Source organism: Bartonella machadoae (genome assembly GCF_022559585.1).
Taxonomy (GTDB): Bacteria; Pseudomonadota; Alphaproteobacteria; order Rhizobiales; family Rhizobiaceae; genus Bartonella; species Bartonella machadoae.
Genome location: NZ_CP087114.1, coordinates 2,080,677 through 2,106,077, shown reverse-complemented (window position 1 = coordinate 2,106,077; position 25,401 = coordinate 2,080,677). Strand labels below are relative to the sequence as shown.

General features: G+C 38.2%; 22 protein-coding genes and 3 pseudogenes. 12 read left to right on the top strand and 13 right to left on the bottom strand.

Annotated features, from left to right (window positions below):
• Positions 1 to 18 precede the first annotated feature (18 nt).
• The 11 genes and pseudogenes from virB10 to LNM86_RS09820 all read right to left on the bottom strand — a co-directional run.
• Positions 19 to 1,227, bottom strand: coding sequence for a type IV secretion system protein VirB10 (gene virB10 / locus LNM86_RS09870; protein ID WP_241437535.1), 1,209 nt, complete (start codon positions 1,225 to 1,227; stop codon positions 19 to 21).
• Positions 1,228 to 1,377: 150 nt separating this feature from the next.
• Entirely contained in the window at positions 1,378 to 2,229 is an 852-nt protein-coding gene (gene virB9, locus LNM86_RS09865) for a P-type conjugative transfer protein VirB9 (RefSeq protein WP_241437534.1), read from the bottom strand.
• A 3-nt stretch (positions 2,230 to 2,232) separates the two neighbouring features.
• A complete protein-coding gene (locus tag LNM86_RS09860) occupies positions 2,233 to 2,904 on the bottom strand; it encodes a VirB8 family type IV secretion system protein (protein ID WP_241437533.1) in 672 nt (223 codons plus the stop codon).
• A complete protein-coding gene (locus LNM86_RS09855) occupies positions 2,901 to 3,194 on the bottom strand; it encodes a type IV secretion protein VblB7 (protein ID WP_241437532.1) in 294 nt (97 codons plus the stop codon). Before LNM86_RS09855 ends, LNM86_RS09860 begins: the two co-directional genes overlap by 4 nt.
• 17 nt (positions 3,195 to 3,211) lie before the next feature.
• Complete coding sequence (locus LNM86_RS09850) at positions 3,212 to 4,138, bottom strand: TrbL/VirB6 family protein (RefSeq protein WP_241437531.1); 927 nt, start codon at positions 4,136 to 4,138, stop codon at positions 3,212 to 3,214.
• A gap of 43 nt (positions 4,139 to 4,181) precedes the next feature.
• Positions 4,182 to 4,577, bottom strand: coding sequence for an EexN family lipoprotein (locus LNM86_RS09845; RefSeq protein WP_241437530.1), 396 nt, complete (start codon positions 4,575 to 4,577; stop codon positions 4,182 to 4,184).
• 138 nt (positions 4,578 to 4,715) lie between these two features.
• Positions 4,716 to 4,988, bottom strand: a complete 273-nt coding sequence (locus LNM86_RS09840; protein WP_241437529.1) for an EexN family lipoprotein — start codon at positions 4,986 to 4,988, stop codon at positions 4,716 to 4,718.
• 2 nt (positions 4,989 to 4,990) lie between these two features.
• Positions 4,991 to 5,392 (bottom strand): EexN family lipoprotein, encoded by a 402-nt coding sequence (locus LNM86_RS09835; RefSeq protein ID WP_241437528.1) that lies wholly within the window; start codon positions 5,390 to 5,392, stop codon positions 4,991 to 4,993.
• A gap of 133 nt (positions 5,393 to 5,525) precedes the next feature.
• Positions 5,526 to 5,876, bottom strand: coding sequence for an EexN family lipoprotein (locus tag LNM86_RS09830; RefSeq protein WP_241437527.1), 351 nt, complete (start codon positions 5,874 to 5,876; stop codon positions 5,526 to 5,528).
• A 2-nt stretch (positions 5,877 to 5,878) separates the two neighbouring features.
• Positions 5,879 to 6,145, bottom strand: coding sequence for an EexN family lipoprotein (locus LNM86_RS09825; RefSeq protein WP_241437526.1), 267 nt, complete (start codon positions 6,143 to 6,145; stop codon positions 5,879 to 5,881).
• 23 nt (positions 6,146 to 6,168) lie between these two features.
• Positions 6,169 to 6,576, bottom strand: a pseudogene (locus tag LNM86_RS09820) (type IV secretion system protein); the annotation flags it as partial.
• 176 nt (positions 6,577 to 6,752) lie between these two features.
• Between LNM86_RS09820 and LNM86_RS09815 the strand changes: the two are divergent.
• The 12 genes and pseudogenes from LNM86_RS09815 (at position 6,753) to LNM86_RS09765 (ending at position 21,496) form a co-directional block, all read left to right on the top strand.
• Positions 6,753 to 7,919 (top strand): tyrosine-type recombinase/integrase, encoded by a 1,167-nt coding sequence (locus tag LNM86_RS09815; protein WP_241437525.1) that lies wholly within the window; start codon positions 6,753 to 6,755, stop codon positions 7,917 to 7,919.
• A gap of 218 nt (positions 7,920 to 8,137) precedes the next feature.
• Positions 8,138 to 8,344 carry a helix-turn-helix transcriptional regulator gene (locus tag LNM86_RS09810; protein WP_241437301.1) on the top strand — a complete coding sequence of 69 codons (207 nt, stop codon included), beginning with the start codon at positions 8,138 to 8,140 and terminating at the stop codon, positions 8,342 to 8,344.
• 91 nt (positions 8,345 to 8,435) lie between these two features.
• Positions 8,436 to 8,951 (top strand): annotated as a pseudogene (locus tag LNM86_RS09805) (DUF7146 domain-containing protein); the annotation flags it as partial.
• A gap of 14 nt (positions 8,952 to 8,965) precedes the next feature.
• Positions 8,966 to 9,097 carry a hypothetical protein gene (locus LNM86_RS13000; RefSeq protein WP_372712435.1) on the top strand — a complete coding sequence of 44 codons (132 nt, stop codon included), beginning with the start codon at positions 8,966 to 8,968 and terminating at the stop codon, positions 9,095 to 9,097.
• Positions 9,070 to 9,738 carry a DUF3987 domain-containing protein gene (locus LNM86_RS09800; protein WP_372712434.1) on the top strand — a complete coding sequence of 223 codons (669 nt, stop codon included), beginning with the start codon at positions 9,070 to 9,072 and terminating at the stop codon, positions 9,736 to 9,738. The genes LNM86_RS13000 and LNM86_RS09800 overlap by 28 nt, the downstream gene beginning before the upstream one ends.
• A complete protein-coding gene (locus LNM86_RS09795) occupies positions 9,669 to 10,685 on the top strand; it encodes a DUF3987 domain-containing protein (protein ID WP_372712433.1) in 1,017 nt (338 codons plus the stop codon). Before LNM86_RS09800 ends, LNM86_RS09795 begins: the two co-directional genes overlap by 70 nt.
• 571 nt (positions 10,686 to 11,256) lie before the next feature.
• Complete coding sequence (locus LNM86_RS09790; protein ID WP_241437523.1) at positions 11,257 to 16,245, top strand: DEAD/DEAH box helicase; 4,989 nt, start codon at positions 11,257 to 11,259, stop codon at positions 16,243 to 16,245.
• Positions 16,246 to 17,690: 1,445 nt separating this feature from the next.
• Complete coding sequence (locus LNM86_RS09785) at positions 17,691 to 18,419, top strand: LbetaH domain-containing protein (RefSeq protein WP_241437522.1); 729 nt, start codon at positions 17,691 to 17,693, stop codon at positions 18,417 to 18,419.
• Between the two features lie 86 nt (positions 18,420 to 18,505).
• The gene (locus LNM86_RS09780) at positions 18,506 to 19,189 is read left to right on the top strand and encodes an LbetaH domain-containing protein (protein ID WP_241437521.1); all 684 of its coding nucleotides are present in this window, start codon (positions 18,506 to 18,508) and stop codon (positions 19,187 to 19,189) included.
• 83 nt (positions 19,190 to 19,272) lie between these two features.
• Positions 19,273 to 20,073: a hypothetical protein gene (locus LNM86_RS09775; RefSeq protein WP_241437520.1), complete on the top strand. Its 801-nt coding sequence runs from the start codon at positions 19,273 to 19,275 to the stop codon at positions 20,071 to 20,073.
• A gap of 69 nt (positions 20,074 to 20,142) precedes the next feature.
• Positions 20,143 to 20,640, top strand: coding sequence for a hypothetical protein (locus LNM86_RS09770; RefSeq protein ID WP_241437519.1), 498 nt, complete (start codon positions 20,143 to 20,145; stop codon positions 20,638 to 20,640).
• A gap of 76 nt (positions 20,641 to 20,716) precedes the next feature.
• Positions 20,717 to 21,496, top strand: coding sequence for a hypothetical protein (locus LNM86_RS09765; protein WP_241438967.1), 780 nt, complete (start codon positions 20,717 to 20,719; stop codon positions 21,494 to 21,496).
• Positions 21,497 to 22,350: 854 nt separating this feature from the next.
• Here LNM86_RS09765 and LNM86_RS09760 read toward each other — a convergent pair.
• The gene (locus LNM86_RS09760; RefSeq protein WP_256460909.1) at positions 22,351 to 22,761 is read right to left on the bottom strand and encodes a type IV secretion system protein; all 411 of its coding nucleotides are present in this window, start codon (positions 22,759 to 22,761) and stop codon (positions 22,351 to 22,353) included.
• Positions 22,758 to 24,512: pseudogene (locus LNM86_RS09755) on the bottom strand (VirB4 family type IV secretion/conjugal transfer ATPase); the annotation flags it as partial. The gene LNM86_RS09760 and the pseudogene LNM86_RS09755, both read right to left, overlap by 4 nt.
• Positions 24,513 to 25,401 lie beyond the last annotated feature (889 nt).

Below are 25,401 nucleotides of genomic sequence, written 5' to 3'. Positions count from 1 at the left end.
TTGCCGAATTTATTTTTGTTACATTTGAGAATGGACAAAGAAATTTCTGTGAATGGAGCGGGGGAAAACTTTGTTTTTTCTTGTTGTGATGGCAAGTTTGTAGACTGATGAAAAATCTAAATCTCTTGCTACAAAAATATTGACGAGTTCTCCTTGAAATTTTTCTAGGGTAGGGGGGATGTTGATTTGGTTTTCAAGGGCAACACTTGCGGTATCTTTGCCAATGTTGCTGGCTCCTCCAATGTCTCCGCCTCCGAAACCTCCGCCTGCTGCATTGTTTGCACCAGCTTTTTTGGAGTTTCCTGCTATTTTGTTTGCTAAGGCTGTCGTTGCGCCGTCAATAACGGTGAGCAATAAGGAGGAACCAAAGCGTTCCCACCAGTGTGTGTTGATGTTGCCATCAAAGCCGGCTCTGCCTAAACTATCGGTTGCTGGGGAGGCAAGGGGAATGATGACACCATTTGGTGTTTTTGCTCTTGTCCAGAGGACAAAGAGGCGGGATTGCCCTTGTTGTATTCCTCCTCGGTATTCGCCAACCACTTGTGTTCCTTTATCAAGGAGAACGACGCGACCATTATCAGAGAGGATGTCACGGTTAATGATGCAACTTGCAAAGCCTGGTTGATCACTGTTTAAGGCTGTTTCTAATATACAGGGGATTGAGGTCCCCATGGCGATGATAAAGTTTCTATTGCCGATGAAACTGGCTTTTGTCTCTTCTGTTTTGGTGGGTTTTAAAAGAGCCGTAAAATTTTGTGCGTTTTTAAGACTTTCAAGTGCATTGAGTTTTTCAAGAGGATTAAATTTGTCGAGCGTATTGGAAAAATTGTTTTTTATGAAATCCTTTAATTTCGATTGGGAATCGTTTGCAAAAGCTAAAACGGGTGCGCGTCTTGCGGCATCAAGGAGGGGGTCGTCTTTTTTGGGTTCTGGTGTGAGGGGTTGTGGTGGTGGTAGAACAATTGGCCCCATTTGGGCTTGGGGATTAGTGGGGGCTAATTCTAAGGGGGCAAATGAATTGCGAAGGTTTTGTGTGGCTTTTTTATGCGGTTTTGCTGTGTCTTTTGTTGATGTGGGCGTTGAGAAGAGATTCCAGAGCACATAGGTACAAAATCCTAGAAAGACTATGATAACAACGATTTTTGTTCCTAGGCTTTTTGAGGTATTGTTTCTACTATCGCCAATTGCACCACGATCTTCAATGATTGTATCATCATTCTTACTCATAATGTGTTCCCCTTAATACCCGCTGTTTTAAAGATCTGATGCGACTTTGCGTTTAACAGATGGTGAAGTTGTTCCTGTTTCTAGACTGGTGCCTTGTCGTTGATAGGCTTCATTGTTACTCATAATGTGTTCCCCTTAATACCCGCTGTTTTAAAGATCTGATGCGACTTTGCGTTCAACAGATGGTGAAGTTGTTCCTGTTCCTGGATTGGTGCCTTGTCGTTGATAGGCTTCATTGAAAATGCATAGAACATTTCTGCCATGTCTTAGCGTGAATCTGGAGCTAATAGCGTGGACAATGACCATATTGCCTTTGGTGGTTTTGGGAACAAGGGATTCTGTGCCGTCACTGCTGACAATATAGATGGCAGGAATTTCTTGGTTGTCTGGAAATGTGAATGTTGTGGTTTTGCCGTTGTCATAAACGGAGGAGGGTTCAAGCGTGATGGAACCTTGAGCGGTATATGCCCAGTTGCGTGGTCCATATTGTTCAGAAGCATCGAAGAGACTATCAATACGTTGTGCTTGTCTTTTTTCTTGTCTTAAGAGTGCTTGTATTCTTCTTTGTTCTGCTTCGTCTTGTGGGTAGCGAAATTTGACAAGGAAGTAGGTTTCATTGCCAGATGTGATTTCTTCATCTTTGACCATGAGTTCGAATTGATAAGAGCGCTTTGAGCCATCACGGCGGGTGGTGACGACTTGAAGATTGGTAATGGGCTGGACTTCACGGGCTTTGAGGAAAAGAATGTTTCCAGCTGGAGCAACTTCCCATGCTACGCTGTTGCCAATGGCAACGTGGGCTATTTCTTCACTGGGGGAAAATTCTATTTGTACGGATGAGCGTATTGAGCCAATGATTTTTGTGACATTGTAGGCATCATAGTTGATAAAACGAATGCGACTGTCGTTTGGAGCGCGGGTGGGGAAGACACTTGCATTGCCCAAATAAGCAGGAGAAAAGGCAATGGTGGTGAGAAAAAGAAAAAGGAATTTTTTTTTCATGGATTAGTTGACCACTTCTGGATCTGTTCTATATTCACTAACTATAAAGCCAAGAGGATTGACGAGGCGGTTTTGTACGGAGATGGGGGCGTTGGTGTATTCGAAGGTAAGGGTTGAGACCCAATGGGTGATGGATTCTCTATTGTTTTGATTGTCACGGACGGTTTTGTAGTAACGCACCTGTGCGACATCTTCGTTGATGAAGGAGATTGATTTTATCGTTATTGTCGCGGTGGCGTGTTGATAGAGAATTTGCGGGCTTTGTGGGTTTCGTGCTCCGTACCAAGCGGCGAAACGTTCCTGTTCTTCAGAGGAAGAGAGCAGGGAGACGGTTTGGAAATTGTGTTGTATTTCTTCGGTTGTAAAGCCTTCGCGGGAGCGGACGTATTTGGCAGCAAAATAGCGCGTGATTGCTTCGTCGACGTTGGTTGGTCCTTCTTCTAGGGCTTTGGCAACTTCGACAATGCCTGTTGAATTATCGACACGGATGACGAAAGGTTCAACGGTTTTGAGAGGCGTGAGTGTTATGACCGCTAGGGAAGAGATGATGGCGACTATCACGGCTATCGCAGCGATGGTGAGTGAGGCGCGGGTGATGCGGCGTGAGGCTAACATCCGGTCGTGATCGAACAGGCGCGCTTCAGCGATATATTGCTCTAGGTCTTTTTCTTTCATGCTTTTTGCCCGCAATCTTTATAGGATTCTCTTTCTTGATCGGTTAATTTTTGCGCCAGAAGGGCTTTTAAAACACCCTCTTGAGGGGGTGGTTTAATGTTTGTGTTGTTACTGATGATAACAGGAGTGGGGGAGGGATTTTTTCCTTCCCAATTCCACATTGATTTGTTTAATGGTCGCTTAGAATATCCATCGCATTTTGGTAATGACTTCAGGGTGTTTGGTGAAGACATGCAACCATTTAAGAGGATAAGCGATAGAAGTATCCCAATTTTTTTAAATTCCCACATTTTTGAACTTAGACCCCTTATATTTTTGTGATGAGTTTTCTAATACCACTAATTATAGCTTTGGCAGCGCGACCACTTAATTGAGCAGTTTTTTTAGCGACAGGTCCTGAACCTGTAAGGGAGGCGCCACCAGCCGCTAAGCCCGATGCGATGTCAGGTAATCTGAGGAAAAGGAAAATACCACCAATGCTAATAAGTAAGAATTGATATAAAGAAAACATGACATCTACAATACCTTTTGAAAAGACGTCCATTGCAATATTGACATATAGACCACCAAGTATAACGACCAATAGCTGCAAAATGATGAAGTTTGCAATTTGTCCTAACCATGCTTCTGTAAAACGCCTTGTTGATGAAAACATATAGAGGCTTATAAAAAGGAGCCCCAGTGATATGACAAGAAATGAACCAAATTTAGCAAATAGTGAGACGAAAAAACCAACTATGCAAAAGAAACAAGCAACCACGTAACAGATAAAGCCAGCAATCCATGCGACAAGAAATCTACCCATTTCTGTCAATCCTTTGTGCTGGTTTGCAGCATCAAAAACATGTGCAGTAGCTTTGTTTATCAGATTATTCCATACATTTTTATCTGATTGTGCTGCCCCTTGTGTGACATTTGCAATGGCATTCGGCAGATCATGGAAAAATATATCCTTGACCCACGTATTGTAGGTAGGGGCATTTGTTGCGAGTGCAACAATGATGCCAAGTTTGAAAGTTGTTACTATAAAATCCCATAAGGGCATAGAGGAACGCCCATAGATGATATTGTATCCCATAAATATAATGTATAGAGTACAAGATATTTTAAGCGGAGCAGCTAAAGACGATGAAAGATGCGCAATAACGCCATCCATTGTTTTTGTAAGAGGCTTCATCAACAAATTGTCTATCGTAGTAAATACGCTTTTGGCTTCTTCTACTATCGTTGCCATTTAGATACTCCGCTATTCATTGTGTATTTTTATAATTTACTTGTTAATCCTGTTGTTGTTTAGCGCGCTCTTTTGCTCTTCGTTCTTCTGCAGCGCGTTCTTTTGCCTCTTGTTCTGCTAGTATTTTTTTAGTCTCAGCCTCCATTTTTTTAAGACGGGCTTCCAATTCAGCTTGAGATTTTTCCGTTATTTTTTTATTTTCCTCTTGAACTTTACGGATTCTTTCTGCTTCTTGTGCTTCATATTCTTTTCGAAGTTCTAAAGCGGCTAATCTTACGTTTTCACAATTTTTTGAAGTTCCTGCAAAGCCACATTTAGCATCCCACTCATCAAATAATTTTGAATCTTTTTTAAATTCTTCTACGCTGTAGGTCTTTTCACAACCAGCAGCGATAATGCCAGTGCCTAACAGTAGTGCGGTGATGATCGTCTTTTTCATGAATAAATTCCCCTTCTTTCAATTTTACAAAGTTTGAACGTAATTTTAAAGTTTAGCTACACTATCACTTTTTGTAGCAAATGATGATACATCTAGAGCAAAGACATCTTTTTGCCATAAATGTTTTCTATAATCTAGTTATTGTTCTTTTGCTTTTTGCTCATCGTCATTGTTACGGTATTTTTTACGATATTCATTTTTAAGCTCTTGTATACTCTCTTTTTGAAGTTCTATTGCTGCGTCTGTTAAGTTTTTACAGTTTTGCGAAGTTCCTGACCATCCGCATTTACGTAACCATTCATCGCGTAAGTTTTTATCTTTTTTAAATTCTTCTACGCTATAGGTTTTTTTACAACCAGCAGCGATAATGCCAGTGCCTAATAGTAGTGCGGTGATGAGCGTCTTTTTCATGATTAATGATTGTCCTGTTGTTGTTTAGCGCGCTCTTTGGCTTCTCGCTCTTCTGCAGCGCGTTCTTTTGCCTCTTGTTCGGCTCGTAATCTTTTAGTCTCAGCATCCATTTTTTCAAGACGGGCTCTCATTTCAGCTCTAGCTTTTTCCCATATTTTTTTATTGTGCTCTTCAGCTTTACGGATTCTTTCTGCTTCTTGTGCTTCATATTCTTTTTCAAGTTCAAGTTGTGCTAATCTTAAGTTTTCACAATTTTTTGAAGTTCCTGCAAAGCCACATTTAGCAATCCACTCTTCCATCAATTTTGGATCTTTTTTTAATTCCGCTACGCTGTAGGTCTTTTCACAACCAGCAGTAATAAGCCCAGTGCCTAATAGTAGTGCGGTGATGAGCGTCTTTTTCATGATAGATTCCCCTTCTTTCAATTTTACAAAGTTTGAACGTAATTTTAAAGTTTAGCTACACTATCACTTTTTGTAGCAAATGATGATACATCTAGGGCAAAGACATCTTTTAGACATAAATGTTTTCTATAAGCTAGTTACCATCCTGTTGTTTTTCGGCTTGCTCTCTTGCCTTTTTTTCAGCTTTCCATTTTTCATATGCAGCGTCTTGTTCAGCTTCATATGCTTTTATTGCTTTATCAAGTTCTTCTCCAGCTTGACGACTTCTTTCTTCAGCTTGTGCTTCATATTCTTTTTCAAGTTCAAGTTGTGCTAATCTTAAGTTTTCACAATTTTTTGAAGTTCCTGCAAAGCCACATTTAGCAATCCACTCTTCCATCAATTTTGGATCTTTTTTTAATTCCGCTACGCTGTAGGTCTTTTCACAACCAGCAGTAATAAGCCCAGTGCATAGTAGCAATGTGGTGATGATCGTCTTTTTCATGATTAATTATCATCCTGTTTCTTTTCAGCTTCTTGTTTATCACTGTTTGTAGAGCCAAAGCTGCCCCATTTTTTACGGGTTTCCAATTCAGCCTGTTCTGCGTTTTTACAATTTTTCGTACTGATATCCCCTGATAGCAGACATTTCATTAATACCTCTTCCATCAGTTTTTTATCTTTTTTTAATTCTTCTACGCTATAGGTTTTTTCACAACCAGCAGTAATAAGCCCTGTGCCTAATAGTAGTGCGGTGATGAGCGTCTTTTTCATGATTTTTTCCCCTCTTTTTTCGTTTACTGACCACGCAGTTGTTTAGCAAAATCTGCATATCGTGCTCTAAATTCTTCCGCTTCACGTTGTTCTCTGGCTTTGTCTTCTGCTTGTTGAATCATGGCGGTGGCTTGCATTTGCAAGACTTGGGTTTGGAGTTTTGCTTGTATCGCTTCTAATTTTGCTTGAATGCCTTGAATTTTACCAGCATCTTCAGTACTTCCAAGTTCATCCAGAAGTTTTGTAATGGATTTTTGTGTTTCACTTGCTTCTTCGTAAACGGCTTGTCCTGTCGCGGCTTGTCCTATCATGCTTTGTTGTGCTTTTTTAACTTCTTGTTCATAAAATGCATCAACGGCAGCTTTTGAACCCGCTCCGCCAGATGGCTCTTTGTATAAAAGCTTTTCTTTCCATTTTTCAGTGTTTTTGCTGACAACGCATTGATTTATAATGATAATTTACTGTTTTGCATATTGAATGAGACCCCCGAATATTGTAAGATTCTCTCATCTCAAATCATTCCATTTTATATCAATTAAAGTCACCTATTTGCACGTCATAAGCGGGGTTATCGTGTGGGTAGAAAACCGTTTAGAAAGGAACAAAAATGCCTTTAATGAATCGTCTTAATGCAAGGGCTGTCGCAACATTGGGGGCTGGCAAATATAATGATGGTGCCGGCTTGCTACTTCATAAGCGTAAAGATGGTGGTGCTCAATGGCTTTTACGCTATACTATCCACGGGCGCCGTCGTGAAATGGGATTGGGTGCTTTAAGAAATGTCTCTTTAAAAAAAGCACGTGAATTAGCAACTCAATGGCGTTCTGTTTTGCATGAAGGTCGTGACCCCATTAAAGAACGTGACAAACAAAAGCGTGAGGCAATGCGCAATCTCCATTATTTAAAAGATATTGCGTTGGATGCTTTTGAAAGCCGTAAAGCTGAATTAAAAGGAGATGGTAAAGATGGGAATTGGTTTTCACCTTTAAAACTTCATATTCTCCCTAAATTAGGCTGTCTCCCCGTTTCAGAGATTACCCAAAATGATATACGCAATGTGCTCGCTCCCATCTGGCATACAAAAGCTGGGACAGCTGGAAAAGCACTAAACCGCCTTAATCTCTGTCTCAAACATGCTGCTGCCTTGGGTTTGGATGTTGATTTACAAGTAACAGAAAAAGCACGCGCCCTCTTAGGGAAACAACGCCATAAAACGCAAAATAGACCAGCAATGGATTGGAAAGATATACCGGCTTTTTATAAAACACTCTGCGAAGCACCAACCCTAACACAACTGGCTTTGCGTCTACTTATTCTTACAGGCGTTCGTACCTACCCCTTGTGTCATATCCATAAAGATCAAGTTGAAGATGATATATGGACCATCCCTGCTGAGAATATGAAAGGAAGGCGTGATGCTACAACAGAATTTCGCGTGCCTTTATCAACAGAAGCATTGGAAATTTTGAAACAAGCACGTCTGCTATCTCGCAATGATTTCTTTTTTTCTGCAACCGGTCGTGGTCCCCTTGGTGAGAGGTGTATGTCACGATATATGCAACAAACTGGACTTGATGCCTGCCCGCATGGTTTTCGGTCTAGTTTACGCGATTGGCTAGCAGAAACAACCGATGCCCCTTTTGAAGTCGCTGAAACCATTCTAGGTCATGTGGTCGGGGGTAAAGTAGAGCGTGCCTACCGTCGTACTGACTATTTAGAACAGCGCCGTGTTTATATGGATAAATGGGCGGCTTATGTCACGAGCAAATCTTAAAAGATGGGGTCTTGTACCCCATTTTTACTCCATTATCTGTGGATAACTTTCTCTCTTCGTTCTCTCATTCCGTTTCAATAAGACTCATAAATTATCAAATGAGAAAATACATATTAAAGTACTGTTTTTTATGATTAAACTTACTTTCAAATCTCAATAAAATATGGTTAATAAATACTTATGATTTGTTACTCTTTTTAGATTGAAAGGATTTAGTTATGACTGAAAATGATGTTCTTCTTACAGACCGTGAAAGTGCAAAATTATTGCATATAAGCGTTTCAACATTCCGTCGCCATGTCACCAATGGAGCTTTACCAAAGCCCTTAAAGTTTGGTTCTTTATCGCGTTGGTTAAAATCGGATCTGTTGAATGTGATTGAAAAAGCCAAAACGCAACGTCAACATCTCAGTGATGTGGCATAAAAAAACCTTGTCACGTAAGGACGGACAAGGCTTTCTCAAATTATCGTAAATTGAAAATAGCAAAAACCGTCCTGTGACGCAACGTCTAAGGATGAGAAAAATGTATGATTTTATAAATGCTCGGGGCATTACAAATGCCTTGCGGGGTGTCTGGCATGGTGCTTATGGACTAGCCCGTTGCCCTGCCCATGATGATCAAGTGCCTAGTTTAGCTCTTGCTAATGGAAATGATGGGCGTCTCTTGCTTTATTGTTATGCCGGCTGCTCTTTTAGAGAGATCTTACAAGCTCTTAAGAGCATTGGTCTTATCAATACACAAACATGTTTTGATAAAACTTATGATTATAGGTTTTCTCTCTCAAAACAGTTTTGTTGTGAAGATAACAAGGCAAAACAGAAAGCAGAGAGAGCTCAAAAGATTTGGAAGCAAAGTCAACCAATTAAAGAGACCTTAGCAGAGCTTTATTTACGCAAGCGTGGGATCACTTGTAACTTGCCCCCCTAGTTTACGCTTTCATAGCAAAGCCCCCATCCCTCTGGCAAAACCATCCCCGCGTTGGTTGCTCTTGTTGAGGGTGGTGGCTCCTTTGCAATCCATAGAACCTTTTAACAAGACAATGGATGCTTGCTGCCCGTGCTTATCGCCAAGGCTTCAATGTCTTGATGATGCAAGCTCCCGAAGGAGCTGATTTTAATGATTTTTTACCCTTTGAAAGGAATATCTTATGGACCACAAAAATAAAACTGATTTAACCAATAACAATGGCAATACTTCTTTAAATGACACTGATAACGATAACACCCCTGTCTCTTTAAAGGAGCATCCCTGTTTACAAGCCATCCCTTATGAACAGGCTTTGCAACAAATGGGCTGGGGTGAATTAAAACCGATTAACACCGCTCTTTTACCGGTCGAGCCTTTTCATGCTACACAAGTTCCATTGGTCTTGGGAAGGTATATTTATGATATTGCTAACCATCAACAATCCCCTGTCGATTTTGTGGCTGTCTCTGCTATCTGTGCTTTAGCAACCGTGATTGGCAATGGGGTTCGTATCGCTCCAAAACAGCATAGTAATAATTGGAAGATTGTTCCTAATCTATGGGGGATGATTATTGGTCAACCTTCTGCACGAAAAACACCTGCCATGCAAGCCGCTTTAACACCTATCGCTCACCTGCAAAAAGAATGGTATCAAGAATGGAAAAAACAAAAAAACGTGCAAAAATTAAAGAAATCCTTGAGGAGCTCAATCAGAAAGAAAAGAGAAAACAAGCTTCTAAAGCTCTTAAAAAAGGAGATTCTGAGGCTGCCAATGCTCTTTTGTCGGAAACCCTTTCTAAAGACAATGAAAAAGATGATTGCCTCTCTCGCTTTATTGTCAATGATGTAACGGTTGAAAAGCTTGGGGAATTACTCAATGAAAACCCGCGGGGATTATTGATGGTTCGTGATGAACTTTCTGGTTTTTTAGCAAACTTGGAACTTAAGGAATATCAAACAGACCGTGGGTTTTATTTACAAACTTTTAATGGGGATCAACTCTATACCTATGACCGTATTGGGCGTGGAACGATTCATATTCCCAATGCAACCCTTTCCATTATTGGGGGAATACAACCTTCTCGGATTATTCCTATCATTCAGGCAATGCTTTCTGGAAAAGCAGATGATGGTTTATTGCAACGGTTTCAAATGATGGTATGGCCCGATAAGATAAAAAAATGTACATGGATTGATAGAGACCCCTTAAAAGATGCCTATAAAGACTATGAAGAGGTTTTTCGTTCTTTTCGCGATAAACCCTTGGGATCACCTGAACACCCGATTGTGATGCGTTTTTCTCCCGATGCACAAGAGATGTTTAGTGAATGGTGGGAAAATCATCAGAAAGAGATCAGAAGGGATGATCTCTCTGAACCCTTACAAGCGCATTTAGCAAAAATGGACAAGACCATACCAAGCCTTGCCCTGATTTTTGAACTTGTTGAAGGGGGTCGTTTTGAAATCACTCTCCCTTCTCTCTCAACAGCTTTGCGTTGGGAAAACTATCTGTTAAGTCATGTAAAAAGGCTTTATGCTGCTGCGGATATACTGATAAAAGAGCGTGCAAATTTGATTATAGAGCGCTGTGAATGCTTACCTGAGGTTTTTACTGCTCGTGATATCTACAGACGCTGCTGGACGCATTTAAAGGACAAGGAAGCGGTCAAACAAGCTTTAGAGCTTTTATGCCATACAAACCACATTCGCAAAAAGTTTATAACCCATCAGACAAGTAAATCGAGTACCTATTATGAATGGCATCCTTTGGTAAAAAACGAGAATGCAAGGCAATAAAGCGAATGAACAGAAGATGATTTTAAAGAGTGCTGGCAAAAGAGAAAGATATGACCTGAATGAATAACCATAACTCAGGTCATATTCTTGTCAGTCGTTGTCGGTTGATTTACCCCCTCATTTTAAAAAAAACTTTTCGATAAAAATAAAAAACATTATATTTCAATGTGTTAGTGTGTTTTGAGAAATATTCAATGCTAATAAGATGATTTATATAGACAATTAATGGGAACAATTGATCAAAACTTGTCTGTATTTGTCTAAAAATTGAACAGACAGCATTTATGATTTTAGTGATCATAAAACACTTCAAACTATTTATTTTGATCTCTTAAAATACATATCGAATTTGTTTTTATTAACACAAAAACGAATAGTAAATTTTACTACTTTGCTGTTTATAGGCTGTTTATAATTGCATCTTGTAAATTTTTTTGACGGATTTGAGTGGTTTTCGCGCCATTTTGGTTTATTGGGTACTCGATATTTGTTCTAAATGTATTTATGAAACGCCATTGTGATTCTTACACTGTTAATGAGTCAATGTCATAAGGTATGGAGTTTCTCTATAATGTATCAAACCCTCAATTTTGATAACAAACAATCCTCTTTACGCTCTCTCTTACAATCCTATCGTGAAAAATCAATCTCAGATCAAGAAAAGCAAAAGGCTTTCGAAAAGTTTGTGATTGCTTATCTCACAAAAGACCCTCTCCAATGCCAAGAATATGAAACGGTCCAAAGCTATAGAGACGTGGCTGATGTGCATGGATGGAAAGGAAGCGATGAAGATACGGATATTGATCTGGTTGCAAAAATCCGTGATTGCAATGAGTATGTCGCCATTCAATGTAAATTTTATGAGACAAATTATCAAATCACGCAAGAGAACATTGAGAGCTTTATCGCCATCTCAGGTAAAAATCGTTTTAAATATCGCCTTCTTATTGACAGCACGCAAGGGGAATTAAGCGAAAACGCCAATACCATGATTGAAGGACAAGCGGTTCCGGTTTATCGCATTAATCTCTTCAATATGGAAAACAGTGCAATTGATTGGGGGATTTTTGAAACAGAAGGGAAAATTGTTCTTAAAGATAAGAAACAAAAGTTGCCTTTTACCCATCAGAAAGAAGCCATTGAAGCTGTCTGTGAGGGTTTAAAAGAAGCAGACCGTGGCAAGCTGATTATGGCTTGTGGAACGGGTAAAACTTTCACCAGTCTCAAGATAGCAGAACAAATAGCCGGAACAGGCAAGCGTGTTTTGTTTTTGGTACCTTCTCTTGCTCTTATGTCACAAACCATACGCGAATGGACAGCGGATGCACAAATCCCGTTGCGTTCCTTTGCGGTTTGTTCTGATAAGCAAATAGGCAAGCGGCGTCTCAATAATGATGATGATGCTGAACTGAGTGCTTCAGATCTTGCCTTGCCTGTCACAACCGATGCGCAAATGCTTGGAGAGAAAGGAAATCAAGTTTCTCCCCATGTTATGAATGTTGTTTTTGCTACTTACCAATCAATCCAAGTGATTGCTGATGCACAAAAGAACCATGATTTACCTGAATTTGATCTGATCATTTGCGATGAAGCCCATAGGACAACGGGGGCGGCTTTGGGAACCGATAAAAGTGAATCTGATTTTATCAAGGTTCATGATAACAGCATTATTCAGGGCAAAAAACGACTTTACATGACCGCAACCCCGCGCATCTTTAGTGACCATGCAAAAAGGCGTGCGGATGAACTGGATGCTGTTCTGGCGTCTATGGATAATGAGACAATCTATGGAAAACAGCTCTATTTTTATAGTTTCTCCGATGCCGTCAAGAATGACCTCTTAACGCCTTATAAGATTATTGTCTTGGGTGTGGATGAAAAGTTCGTACGTGATACTCTTGAGATTCCTACCAACCATAAGAATTATGAACTTACTCTTGATGATAGAACAAAGATCTTAGGCTGTTACCAAGCTCTTAGCAAAATCGATCTGAAAGTTGATCTTGGTGATGACCCTAATCCCATGCGTCGTGCCTTGGCTTTTTGTAAAGATATTAAAACCTCGCAACGCATTCGTGATACCTTTGAAGGCAAGGGTGTTAAGAGAGCTTTCCGTAAAATCCATAAAGAACACAAAGATACACCTCCTCTTCTCTGTGAAGTGCAACATATTGATGGAAAAGATGGTGCCAAGAAACGAACGGAATTGCTTGAATGGTTGGAAGATGATGCGGGGGAAAATACCTGTCGTATCTTAACCAATGTTCGCTGTCTCTCAGAAGGTGTGGATGTCCCTGCTCTTGATGCGGTGATGTTTTTACACCCGCGCAAAAGCCAAGTGGATGTCATACAAGCGGTGGGGCGTGTGATGCGTCGAGCTCCCAATAAGAAAAGAGGCTATATCATTTTACCGGTTGGCGTGCCGGCTGGGATCTCCCCCGAATTGGCTTTAAAAAACAATAAGAAATACAGTGTTGTTTGGCAAGTTCTCAATGCTTTGCTTTCTCATGATGAGAATTTTAGCAAAACCCTTAATCAAATGAACTTAGGGCAAGATGTAAGTTCTATTATCGATATTGTCACGGTTTCTCAAAAGATGGAGATAGAAAATGTGACAACCGTTGTTGATGATGTGCCCTTACAAGCGAAAACAGAAAGTGCACATGCTTCTTTTGCTACGACTGTCCGTAAATCCCTTTCTCACCATAATGGGCAAGGACAATTGCCTCTGTATAAGGCATTCCCCAATGCTTTTAGGGCATTTCTTGTCAAAAGATCTACTATGAGTGACTATTGGGAAAACTGGGCTGGCAATGTTGCTGAGATTGCACAAAATCATATCAATCGCCTGCAAAACATGCTTGCTGATGAAAAGAGTAAAGCACGCCGTGCATTTGATGCGTTTCTCAAAGAATTACAAAACAACTTAAACAGTGATATCAAACAAGAAGAAGCTGTTGAGATGCTCGCACAACATCTTGTCACGCGTCCTGTATTTGAAGCTTTGTTTGATGGCAATCAATTTGTTCAAAACAATGCCATCTCACAAGCAATGGAAAAGATTTTAAAGGAATTAGACAAGACCAATATTGAAGAGGATTCGAAGGAACTTAAAGAATTCTATGACAGTGTCAAATTCCGTGCTTCTGGGATTACCGAACCCCATGCAAGACAAAATCTGATTATCAAACTTTATGAAAGCTTTTTTGCCAAGGCTTTTAAAAGAACCACCGATAAGCTTGGCATTGTTTATACCCCTGTTGAGGTTGTGGATTTTATTATTCATTCTGTTGATGATGTTTTACGCAAGGAATTTAGCAAGAGCTTGGGTTCACGGGGTGTTTCTATTCTTGACCCTTTTACGGGAACAGGTGCTTTTATCACAAGGCTGTTGCAATCCGATCTGATTAAACCAGAGGATATGGAATATAAGTTCCGTCATGATATCCATGCCAATGAGATTGTCTTGCTTGCCTATTACATTGCTGCCATTAATATTGAATCGACCTATCATAGTCTTATGAAAGGAGATTATATTCCCTTTAAACATATTGGTTTAACCGATACGTTTCAGATGCTTGAAGAGAAAAATCTGCTGCAAAAATTGTTTAAAGAAAACAGTGAATATTTAGAACTTCAGAAAAATCTGAATATTGAAGTGATTATTGGCAATCCTCCTTATTCCGTTGGGCAAAAGAATGAGAATGATAATGCCAAGAACACTCCTTATCCACTCTTAGATAAACGTATTCGTGAAACCTATGCTGCGCACTCAAAAACAACTTATGTGCAAGCACTTTATGACAGTTACATTCGTGCCATTCGCTGGGCTAGTGACCGTATAAAGGACCGTGGTGTTATTGGTTTTGTTACAAATGCAAGTTTTATAGATGCAAATTCTATGGATGGTTTACGCAAATGCCTCGTTGAGGAATTTAGCAGCCTTTATATTTTCCATTTGCGGGGTAATCAACGCACCTCTGGAGAACTTTCTCGAAAAGAAGGAGGCAAAATTTTTGGTTCTGGATCACGAGCACCTATTGCCATCTCTATTCTCGTAAAAAACCCAAATGCACAACAGCATGGTAAAATATATTTCCGTGATATTGGAGATTATCTCACAAGAGAAAAAAAACTCACAATAATCGAAACTTTTGGTAGTATTGAGGGTATTACATGGAGCAAACAAGGTTGGAAAATCATTACACCAGACAAGCATGGGGATTGGCTTGATCAAAGAAATGAAAGTTTTAAAACATTCCTAGCTATAGGTATTAAAAAAGGGCACGGTAAAAAGCTCTTTGAAAATTATTCGTGTGGTATTGTAACCAACCGTGATGTTTGGGTATATAACTCGAGTCGTGAATCTTTAGCAAATAATATGGGTAATATGATCACCTTTTATAAGAGCGAAGTAGAACGTTTTAATGACACCTATCCCCATGCTGATCATAAAACACGCACAAAAGCTGTAGATGATTTTGTCAATTCGGATCCGAAAAAAATTAGTTGGAGCCTTAGGCTTAAACAAAAATTAGCAAAAGGAAAGGTTTTTGACTTTGAAGAAAGTTGCCTCGCGCATAGTCTCTATCGTCCCTTTACACAACAATGGCTTTATTATAATCGCACCTTTAATGAAATGGTTTCCCGAATACCGCAGATATTCCCTATGGGAAAAACAGTTAATAATAGGGTGATACAAGTTTCTGCTATAGGAGCACGAAGTGGCTTTTCTGTTTTGATGAGTCAAAATTTACCTGATTTACAAGTAATAAATAATGGTCAATGCTTTCCATTGTACATTTACGAAGATGTTACAGTTAAAAAAGACAAAAATGAAAAACAGTCTCATTTATTTGCAAATTCTAAAGAAGAAAGCAAAAGCACTGGTTTACAACGCCATGATGCCATTACTGATGAGGGATTAGCACATTTTAAAACAGCTTATCCTAATGAGAAAATTACCAAAGATGATATCTTCTATTATGTTTACGGTCTCTTGCATTCAGAAGATTACCGTGCTCGCTATGCTGATAATCTCTCTAAGGAATTGCCTCGCATCCCTTGCGTAAAGAGTGCTGAAGATTTCTGGGCATTTGTTAATGCTGGTCGTGAATTAGGTAATTTGCACGTCAATTATGAAACTATAGAGCCTTATCCAGTGACCTTTAAAAAAGGCAATCCAAAACTTACAGATATCTCTAATCCTGAAAAATTTTATTACGTTACAGAAATGAAATTCGCAAAAATCAAAAATAGTAAGGAAAAGGATAAGTCTACTGTTATTTACAATAGCAATATCATCATAACAGATATACCTAAGGAAGCTTATGAGTATATCGTAAATGGTAAACCCGCTCTTGAATGGGTTATGGGACGGCAATGTGTAAAAACTGATAAAAAGAGTGGCATTGTTAATGATGCCAATCGCTATGCACTTGAAACCATTGGCAACCCTGCTTATCCATTGGAATTATTCCAAAGGGTTATTACGGTAAGTTTAGAAACAATGAAGATTGTTAAAAACCTGCCAAATTTGGAATTAAGAGAAACTGAATAGATTTATGAATCATGCCAATCTCATAAGAGGTATAGATCTTATAACCATCATCTATACTCTCTTATTAGGTTGCTTACCTATAATCTTAAAAGGAATGATTTATCATGCGCTATTCTAAAAAGAGAAGCCTTGCACTTTTAGACACTCTCATTTGGATTGCTTTAAGGTTTTTAAGAAATCCCATCTTAAATAGAATGAGATTTTTTTACATTGCCTTTAAAAGATTATATCGCAATCTAAAATGATACCTTTCTTATCTTTCAAAAGCTCTCTTTAAAGACAAATATGCGTATTAATAGGTTGTATTTATCAAGAGAGATTGTTTTTTATCTTTTTAGTGTTTTTTTCTTTACAACACAAAGTTTCAAAACTCAAAACCCCGCTCAAATTGATAAGTTACTCTTTATAACACGCCTCATAACCATCTCTTGTCTTTTGAAAGGCATTTAAAGAGCCATATTTCCTCTCATAAAACATGATTTAAACACGCACTCTAATCATAACACTTGTTTGTTAAAATTTACTGACAAAATTTGACAAAACAGACAAAATGCGTGTCATTAATTGTCTATATTATTCACATTGCTTTTATACGTGATATTTTAAAATTTTGAAAAATACTAACCTATTGAAATATAATGTTTTTATTTTATATCAATTTTTTTACATGAAAGGGGGGGGGTAAATCAACTGACAAAACAAACAAAAGAGACAAAATCCCATAAAAAGGCATTTTGATAAGGATATAAGAATTCAAAATGTTTTTATAAAAATCAAAACCGCATGATCATATTATTGTTTGTTTTATAAAAATGATGCGGTGGCTATAGAGAATGAATCAAAACAATAGATTTGAATCAAAAGCGGTGTGGTTATAAAGACGCGGTCTCTATAAAGCTGTTTAAATTACAAAGCTCTTATAAAAAATTCACAAAAATATTCACAAGTTATCTCATAAAAATAATGATGTGTTATAAAGTTAAAAATAGGCATCATAAGAGCTCGTTTAGTTATTATGATGTTTAAAAGAGAAAAATAACGCAATTGCGTAATATAGAGTCAAATAGACGCAATAAAACATAAAATATTTATAATCATATGACACATATTTATACATAATGGTACAAAAAATAATTATAAAAAAATACAAATAAGAATAAAATATGATTGACAATAAATACGTAATTTGCTATATAAATACTCAAGTGATTAACAAACACTTATGATAAGCGGATAGGTTACGATACAACCTTTCCAAAACTTTAAAATACTGACTGTCTTTTGTGCTCTTGTTAGTATATTAAGATTCTGTCGGGTGTGCTTACACCATACAACACCTTTCTAAGGAAAAGTGTAAGCAACGGACTTATCACCGTGTTTGTTAGCGCCCGATGCCTTGATGGGTATCAAGAATAACAGACAACATTGATAAGGAGACACTAGCTATGAATGCTACTGTTAAAAATAGAAAATCATCCAAAAAATATGAATTAACCAATGAAATGGATTTTATGACTGGTCTCACATTGTACCGTATCCGTGCTTTAAAAGACTTTGGTGATGTGAAAAAAGGAGATCTAGGCGGTTTTATCCAAAAAGAAAGCAACTTATCACATAAAGGCAATTGCTGGGTTTATGATAATGCACGTGTCTTTGAAAATGCAAAGGTTTCAGGCAATGCAAAAGTAAAAAGCTATTTTGTAGACGTTTGTGGCAATGCAAAAATTTATGGAAATGCTATTTTCGAATCTATTTTTATGGGGGGCAATGCGCGCCTTTATGGCAATGCTCATATTAAAGGGGCGGTTGTTATTGAAGGCAATGCAAAAATTTATGATAACGCCTCTGTAAGTGGGCATGCTCATATTTCTGATGATGCCGTGATTTGTGATGATGTTCAAATTGGAGGCAATGCAAAAATAAGCGGCGCTGCTTATATTTGTGGTAATTCTTATGTCATTGATGATGCCGTGGTTTGTGGGGCTACCGTATCTGGTTATTCTTGTATTCATAGTGACGCCTCTTTATCATCTGATGATGATATTTATGATGCTGCGGTTCCCGAATTTGGTAGCGAAGATGATTATTATCGTCATGAATATTATGATGATTATGGTTATGATGATGATTACCAATATGATTGCAATTCTGAAGATGCAAATCAAGCTGCGTAAATAACACTGCGGGCGCGGCGGGGGCGCCCCTTCTTAAGAACATTTCATTCAAAATTTTATCGATTATTTAGATTGGGAACTTACCTATGATCACTAAAACTGTATCCAAAATTGTATCCAAAAAATATGAATTAACAAATGAAACGCATGTCGTTGGTAATCGTACCCTTTATCGCATTCGTGCTTTAAGAGATTTTTCTGATGTCAAGGCTGGTCAATTGGGTGGCTTTATTGAGAATGAAAATAATCTCTCTCATGATGGTAATTGCTGGGTTTATGATGATGCGTGGGTTGCTGACAATGGCGTCGTGTCTGATAATGCGCAAATTTTCAATTATGCTAGCGTTTTCGATAATGCAAAGGTTTGTGACAATGCAAAGGTTTGTGATTGTGCAAAAATTTATGACAATGCAAAAATTGCTGATAATGCTAGGGTTTTGGGAAGGGCTTTTGTTTACAATCATGCCTGTGTTTTGAATAATTCTGAAGTTTCTGACAGGGCTGTTATAAAAGGCAATGCAAAAATTTATGATAACGCTTTACTAACTGGCTATGCGCAAGCTTATGGGAATGCAAAGATTTTTGGTAACGCACAAGTTTGGTTTTTTGCTGTGGTTTGTGATGATGCTTGTATTTATGACAATGCAAAAATTACAGGTGGTACATACATTTGCGATAAAGTGAGTGTTTTTGGTAATTCATATATAGATACAAAAAAATTGAATGGTAATATCAAAATTTGTGATCAAATCATAAATCAAGCAGCGTAAATAATACCGCGGGCGCGGCGGGGGCGCCTGCTTTCCAAATTTTTTCATTTCAAATTTACTAGATATTTAGATTGGGTTTTCTCATGATTAGTACAGTTGTAACTAAAAAATATGAATTAACAAATGAAATCAAAGAAATTTACCAAAATAAGGATGGTAAATTTGTGCCTATAAATCTTTATCGCATTCGCGCATTAAGGGATTTTGATGATGTAAAGGCTGGTCAATTGGGTGGCTTTATTGAAAATGAAGATAATCTCTCCCATGATGGCAATTGCTGGATTTATGATGAGGCGTGGGTTGCTGACAATGGCGTCGTGTCTGAAAATGCAAAACTTCGTAATGAAGCCGTTGTTGCTAAACATGCTAAAGCTTATGGGAATGCGGTTATTAGTGATCATGCTAAAGTTTATGGTCATGATACCCATGTTTATGGCAATGCCAAGGTTTATGATCATGCTAGTATCTCAGGGAATATGTGGTTTCGAGACAAGGGATGGGTTTATGGCAAGTGCGTGGTTAATGGGAATGCCAAGGTTTATGGTCATGCAAAGGTTTGTGGTCAAGTTTATGACAATGCCGTGGTTTATGGAAAAGCCTTTATTACTATAGAGGCAAAAATATATGACAATGCAAAAGTTTTGCATAGTGCTTATGTGAATGGCTCTGTTTATGGCAATGCAAAAGTATCGGGCTCTGCTTATGTAAGTGAGGGTGCTCATATTTTTGAAAATGCTAGGGTTTATGGAAAAGCGGTTATTGAAAAAAATATCAAAATTTATGGCAATGCAAAAATATTTGGAAATACGTATGTTCGTAATGAAGTAAGTGATGATGTTATAATCAATAATCGTGAAAAAATTATCGAAAATGAAGCAGCATAAATAACGGCGCGGGGGGCGCCTGCTTTCCAAATCTTTCATTTCAAATCTCATTCTATAAGGATTGTTCCTATGCAAAAGAAATTTGCACTTACAAATGAAACGCGTCTCTTTGGTAATCGCATATTGTATCGCATTCAGGCTTTAAAAAGCTTTTCTGATGTCAAGGCTGGTCAACTCGGTGGTTTTATCGAAAATGAAAGCAACCTCTCCCATGATGGTAATTGCTGGGTTTATGGTAATGCTCTGGTTTTAAACTCAGGTCGGGTTTCTGAAAATGCTAGGGTCTATCATAACGCTATTATCGCTGGTTATGTCTATGGAAATGCTATCGTTCTTGGTAAATCGATCATTTATGACCATGCTCATGTCTATGGTAATGCACAAATTTATGATCACGCCCGTGTCGTCAATTATGTTCATATTTGTGAAAATGCTCATAGTCACGGCATTGTTATGATTTTAGAAAAGACGCGCGATGATATTGAAACAAGGTCTTATATCGAATTGCTTTCCAATAATGAAATAAAAATCATCTGGCTGCGTAATAAAGCCTTTTTAAATCTTTAAAGCGCGGCGGTCATTCCCTTTTTCCAACATTTTCCATGCAACTTTTTTCACAAGAGAGATTGTGAGGGCTCTTATGATGTCTAAAAAATACAAACTAACTAATGAAACAAAACAACTGAAAGATAAAATTACACAAAAAATTACAACGCTTTATCGCATTCAGGCTTTAAAAAGCTTTTCTGATGTCAAGGCTGGTCAACTCGGTGGCTTTATTGAAAAGGAAGAAAATCTTTCTCATAACGGTCTTTGCTGGGTTTATGATAATGCATTGGTTTATAAACATGCCCGTGTCTATGAGAATGCAAAAATACGAGGCAATGCGCAAATTTGTGGTCTTGTCTATGGCAATGCTCAGGTGCATGATAAGGTGTTTATTTCTCAATATGCAAAAATTTATGACAATGCATTTGTTTATGATAGTGCGCATGTGGCTGGCTATGTTTATGGCAAGGCTCGTGTCTATGGCAATAGTCGCGTTTCAATTGAAGCCCATGTTTATGGCAATGCGCATCTTTTTCATAATAGTTATCTTTTTGAATATGCAAGGCTTTATGGCAACGCTAGAGTGTTAGGCTCTGCTTGTCTTTTTAGCACTGCGCATGTTTATGGCTATGCTGTTGTTAAGAGCCGTGCAAAGATTTATGGCAAGGTTTATGATTATGCAAAAGTGAGTGGCTGTGCGCAAATTTATGGCTCTGTTTATGGAAAAGCTCAGGTTTCTCATACTATCAAGGTCTTTGGTCGTGCTTGTGGGCGTGCAAAACTCAATCGAAAAAGTGAGATAAGAGAGGTTCCAAAAAATAAGGAGGTTAATAAGAGCGATATTCTTATAGAGATTATTGATACTGAAGAATAATAACAAATGCGGGGGGCGTTGGTTTCATGCCATTTCAAAATACAAGAGTGCAAAAAAGAAAGCCGTGCCATTTTTACGTGACGCGGCTTTCATGTCTCAACTCTCAATGGAGTTATAAGTACATATATACAAAATGTATTATATTGCAAGCTTTGTATTCGCTTTATAAAAACTTATCCCAAATAATATAAAGGAATGGTTATGAAAGCGTTCTTTTAGATCATTACGTTTGAATGAAAAAAACTATTAGCTCTATGATGATTTAAAACCTATTTATACAATGCCTTCATTTTTAAAGCGGTTAATTGAAAGAAAGCACGTTCTCAAAACGCTTTGAAAGCTATATCAAGTCAATCAAAAGCAAGCGTTGGTTTTGAAAGCAATCTCTTAATAAAATAAAAAACAGCTCTTTTAAAATCAACCGGTCCAAATTTGGGCTGGTTTGGGCTGGTTAAAATTACTCACCCCAATTTTGGGGGAAGTATCTTTCTAACTTCTCTCTAACTATCTTAAAGAGGTGCCCTCATTTTTGAGGTAACTAAAATCACTCAATCCAAATTTGAATTAACCCCTTTCAAAAAAAAGTTTCAAATATTTGCATTTAAACAAGCCCTCATATTCAATTGCGTTTTAACAATGCGATTTTATGATGAAAACGTCTTGTAAAATTTATGTGCTGTTATGAATGATAACTGCTTTGCATTTCATTTGAACGCTCTCATGTGTTATAACATTGGCATCATGATTTGCTTTTTATACTCTGTTTATAGATAGCTATTGTTTATAAAAAATGTTCAATTGAATCGTGCATAAAAGTGTGGATTCTTAAGTGGATTTAAATAAAATAAATACACTTAATATATTGATTTTATTGTATTTTTCTTCATGATACGCTTTCTTTTGCTGCCACCGCCGCCGCCGCCAGTACCATTTATCGAATGTTCAAAATTATTAAAATCAGAAGGGAGGGCGCCATTGCTCCCTTGCTTGTTGAACATGTCTTGCAATGCTGATGTGTCAGGTTTTACATTGAGCGATTTATATAATTGTTTCATTTGATCAAGTTGGCTCTTTAATTGGTTAAGCTGTTGTGCGCCTTGTTGAATTTGTTGTTGCAATTTGTTTAATTGTTGTGTGCCTTGCTGAAATTGCTTCGCCATGTTGGCCGCAGCGGTAGAATCGAAGACAGGATACATGGCAAATGCATTTGTTTTTAAACCAATGGATATTGCACAAAGAGCCGTTGTTAATAAAAGTTTCTTCATTGTTTTGACCTTTCTTGAAAAAGAGGGAGCCATTTTTCTGGAGATTCACCAACTTCATCCATAATGCTCTCTAAAAGCTCAATATTCTTTGTGGTGCCGCTTAAAATGGCTATTTCATCATCAAAACCACGTAAATTCAGTTCTGCTACAACAGAACTTTGACCTTGCTTGATGAGAAAACGCCGTGACTCTCTGCTTAATTCTGTTTGTATCAGGTTAAATTCCCTGTCGGATAATTTAAAACCTTCTACATAATCTGCATGGTTGCCCTTTTGGTTGGGAAAATAAATCTGTGTTGGACATTGTTCTATAATGGTGTGGGCTATGGTCGAATTAATCGCATCTTTCGGGGATTGCGTGGCAAAAAGCATCAAACCATTCTGCTTACGAATTGTTTTTAGCCTATCTTGCGCAAAGGCTTTAAAGGAATCATCTTCTAAAGCTTTCCAAAATTCATCAATGACAATGATAATGCGGCGCCCATCAATCAGAGAAAGAATTCTATGAAAAAGATACATCATTAATGGTGGACGAATTTCATCATTGTCCAAAAAGTCCGTCATATCATAGCCAATGAATTTTGCATCAATGCCAATGTCATCATCAGGATTGTCAAAAACCCACCCCAATGCATTACCGCGACACCATCTCTCTAAACGCCCCGCTATGCCCTCCCTATGGGTGGTATCAAAAAACATTTGTAATGCAGAAATCGTGCGTTGTTCTCTAGGCAATAAGGCTAATTGGTCAACCGCCGCAGAAATATCTTGTCTTTCGGTTTCACTAATCGTTTGACCTTCTACCGAAACAAGTTTGGTAATCCATTGTCGTAGAAAGACTCTGTCTGCTGGATTGTCATAGTCTAACCCCTTCAGTGGTGCTATACCTGTTGGTTGACCATTCTTCAACGGCATATAAGTGCCGCCGCCCGCTCTCACAAAAAGTTCTGCTCCACGGTCTTTATCAAAAAAGATCATATTGGGGTCATGTTTTTGCAGTTGCGCTAACAGAAAATTGACAATAACAGTTTTACCAGAACCAGACGGACCACAAACAAATGTGTTGCCTAAATCGCCAAAGTGAAAATTAAAATAAAAGGGTGAACCAGCACTGGTTTTCATTAATGCGACTGCTGGTCCCCATGCGTTGCCATCTATTTTCCCAACCGGAAAAGAATGAAATGGAGAAAGTGCCGCATAGTTGCGGCTTGTAATCGCTCCAGAACGTATGCGATAAGCATAATTGCCCGGCAATTGTGCCCACCAAGCCGCTGCAAGACCAAGATCTTCCCGCGCAACAACCGCGCCACCGTCTGTGAGACGAGAACGGGCTTTGGCAAGATTATCCGCCAATTCTTGCTGGGTATCAGAAAAGACTGCTAATGATAAGTGATGCTCTCCTAACACAAAGCGATTGGATTCAAGATCGTCTAACGCATCATCTAATTCTAAAATTTGTGATCCCGCACGGTCGCCAGCACTCACCATTTGGTTTTGTTTGCGCCCCATAATCTGCTTGGCACTGTTTTTGCTTTTGAAAACAAAAGATTGGGTGAAAATAAACTCAAAGGGGAGTGTGAGAAGACCATCTGTCATGCCCGTTTTGGTTTTTGCTGGATATTCTTTCCAACCAAACATACCAGCAAAACGCCGCCCTGCTTCATAGCGTATTTCAATGATTTCTTTGCCAAAAATAAGACGGTCTGAATAAACGGTCGAGGCTATCGTCCCCCACGTTAAAGGTATCCGTTCACAGAAACGTGTTGTTAAGAAAAATACAATGAAATCAATATATTAAGTGCATTTATTTTATATGAATCCACTTATGAATCCATACTTTTATGCACGATTCAATTGATCATTTTTTACAAACAATAGCTATCTATAAACAGAGCATAAAAAGCAAATCATGATACCAATGTTATAACACATGAGAGCATTCAAATGAAATGCAAAGCAGCTATCATTCATAACAGGTCATAAATTGTACAAGACGTTTTTATCATAATAAATCGCATTGTTAAAACGCAATTGAATATGAGGGCTTGTTTAAATGCAAATATTTGAAACTTTTTTTTGAAAGGGGTTAATTCAAATTTGGATTGAGTGATTTTAGTTACCTCAAAAATGAGGGCACCTCTTTAAGATAGTTAGAGAGAAGTTAGAAAGATACTTCCCCCAAAATTGGGGTGAGTAATTTTAACCAGCCCAAACCAGCCCAAATTTGGACCGGTTGATTTTAAAAGAGCTGTTTTTTATTTTATTAAGAGATTGCTTTCAAAACCAACGCTTGCTTTTGATTGACTTGATATAGCTTTCAAAGCGTTTTGAGAACGTGCTTTCTTTCAATTAACCGCTTTAAAAATGAAGGCATTGTATAAATAGGTTTTAAATCATCATAGAGCTAATAGTTTTTTTCATTCAAACGTAATGATCTAAAAGAACGCTTTCATAACCATTCCTTTATATTATTTGGGATAAGTTTTTATAAAGCGAATACAAAGCTTGCAATATAATACATTTTGTATATATGTACTTATAACTCCATTGAGAGTTGAGACATGAAAGCCGCGTCACGTAAAAATGGCACGGCTTTCTTTTTTGCACTCTTGTCTTTTGAAATGGCATGAAACCAACGCCC

What these genes read in the sequence shown, in the direction of transcription:
- virB10 (WP_241437535.1), bottom strand. Translation starts at nt 1,227, where the DNA reads ATGAGTAAGAATGATGATACAATCATTGAAGATCGTGGTGCAATTGGC.
- virB9 (WP_241437534.1), bottom strand. Translation starts at nt 2,229, where the DNA reads ATGAAAAAAAAATTCCTTTTTCTTTTTCTCACCACCATTGCCTTTTCT.
- LNM86_RS09860 (WP_241437533.1), bottom strand. Translation starts at nt 2,904, where the DNA reads ATGAAAGAAAAAGACCTAGAGCAATATATCGCTGAAGCGCGCCTGTTC.
- LNM86_RS09855 (WP_241437532.1), bottom strand. Translation starts at nt 3,194, where the DNA reads ATGTGGGAATTTAAAAAAATTGGGATACTTCTATCGCTTATCCTCTTA.
- LNM86_RS09850 (WP_241437531.1), bottom strand. Translation starts at nt 4,138, where the DNA reads ATGGCAACGATAGTAGAAGAAGCCAAAAGCGTATTTACTACGATAGAC.
- LNM86_RS09845 (WP_241437530.1), bottom strand. Translation starts at nt 4,577, where the DNA reads ATGAAAAAGACGATCATCACCGCACTACTGTTAGGCACTGGCATTATC.
- LNM86_RS09840 (WP_241437529.1), bottom strand. Translation starts at nt 4,988, where the DNA reads ATGAAAAAGACGCTCATCACCGCACTACTATTAGGCACTGGCATTATC.
- LNM86_RS09835 (WP_241437528.1), bottom strand. Translation starts at nt 5,392, where the DNA reads ATGAAAAAGACGCTCATCACCGCACTACTATTAGGCACTGGGCTTATT.
- LNM86_RS09830 (WP_241437527.1), bottom strand. Translation starts at nt 5,876, where the DNA reads ATGAAAAAGACGATCATCACCACATTGCTACTATGCACTGGGCTTATT.
- LNM86_RS09825 (WP_241437526.1), bottom strand. Translation starts at nt 6,145, where the DNA reads ATGAAAAAGACGCTCATCACCGCACTACTATTAGGCACAGGGCTTATT.
- LNM86_RS09815 (WP_241437525.1), top strand. Translation starts at nt 6,753, where the DNA reads ATGCCTTTAATGAATCGTCTTAATGCAAGGGCTGTCGCAACATTGGGG.
- LNM86_RS09810 (WP_241437301.1), top strand. Translation starts at nt 8,138, where the DNA reads ATGACTGAAAATGATGTTCTTCTTACAGACCGTGAAAGTGCAAAATTA.
- LNM86_RS13000 (WP_372712435.1), top strand. Translation starts at nt 8,966, where the DNA reads ATGCTTGCTGCCCGTGCTTATCGCCAAGGCTTCAATGTCTTGATGATG.
- LNM86_RS09800 (WP_372712434.1), top strand. Translation starts at nt 9,070, where the DNA reads ATGGACCACAAAAATAAAACTGATTTAACCAATAACAATGGCAATACT.
- LNM86_RS09790 (WP_241437523.1), top strand. Translation starts at nt 11,257, where the DNA reads ATGTATCAAACCCTCAATTTTGATAACAAACAATCCTCTTTACGCTCT.
- LNM86_RS09785 (WP_241437522.1), top strand. Translation starts at nt 17,691, where the DNA reads ATGAATGCTACTGTTAAAAATAGAAAATCATCCAAAAAATATGAATTA.
- LNM86_RS09780 (WP_241437521.1), top strand. Translation starts at nt 18,506, where the DNA reads ATGATCACTAAAACTGTATCCAAAATTGTATCCAAAAAATATGAATTA.
- LNM86_RS09775 (WP_241437520.1), top strand. Translation starts at nt 19,273, where the DNA reads ATGATTAGTACAGTTGTAACTAAAAAATATGAATTAACAAATGAAATC.
- LNM86_RS09770 (WP_241437519.1), top strand. Translation starts at nt 20,143, where the DNA reads ATGCAAAAGAAATTTGCACTTACAAATGAAACGCGTCTCTTTGGTAAT.
- LNM86_RS09765 (WP_241438967.1), top strand. Translation starts at nt 20,717, where the DNA reads ATGTCTAAAAAATACAAACTAACTAATGAAACAAAACAACTGAAAGAT.
- LNM86_RS09760 (WP_256460909.1), bottom strand. Translation starts at nt 22,761, where the DNA reads ATGAAGAAACTTTTATTAACAACGGCTCTTTGTGCAATATCCATTGGT.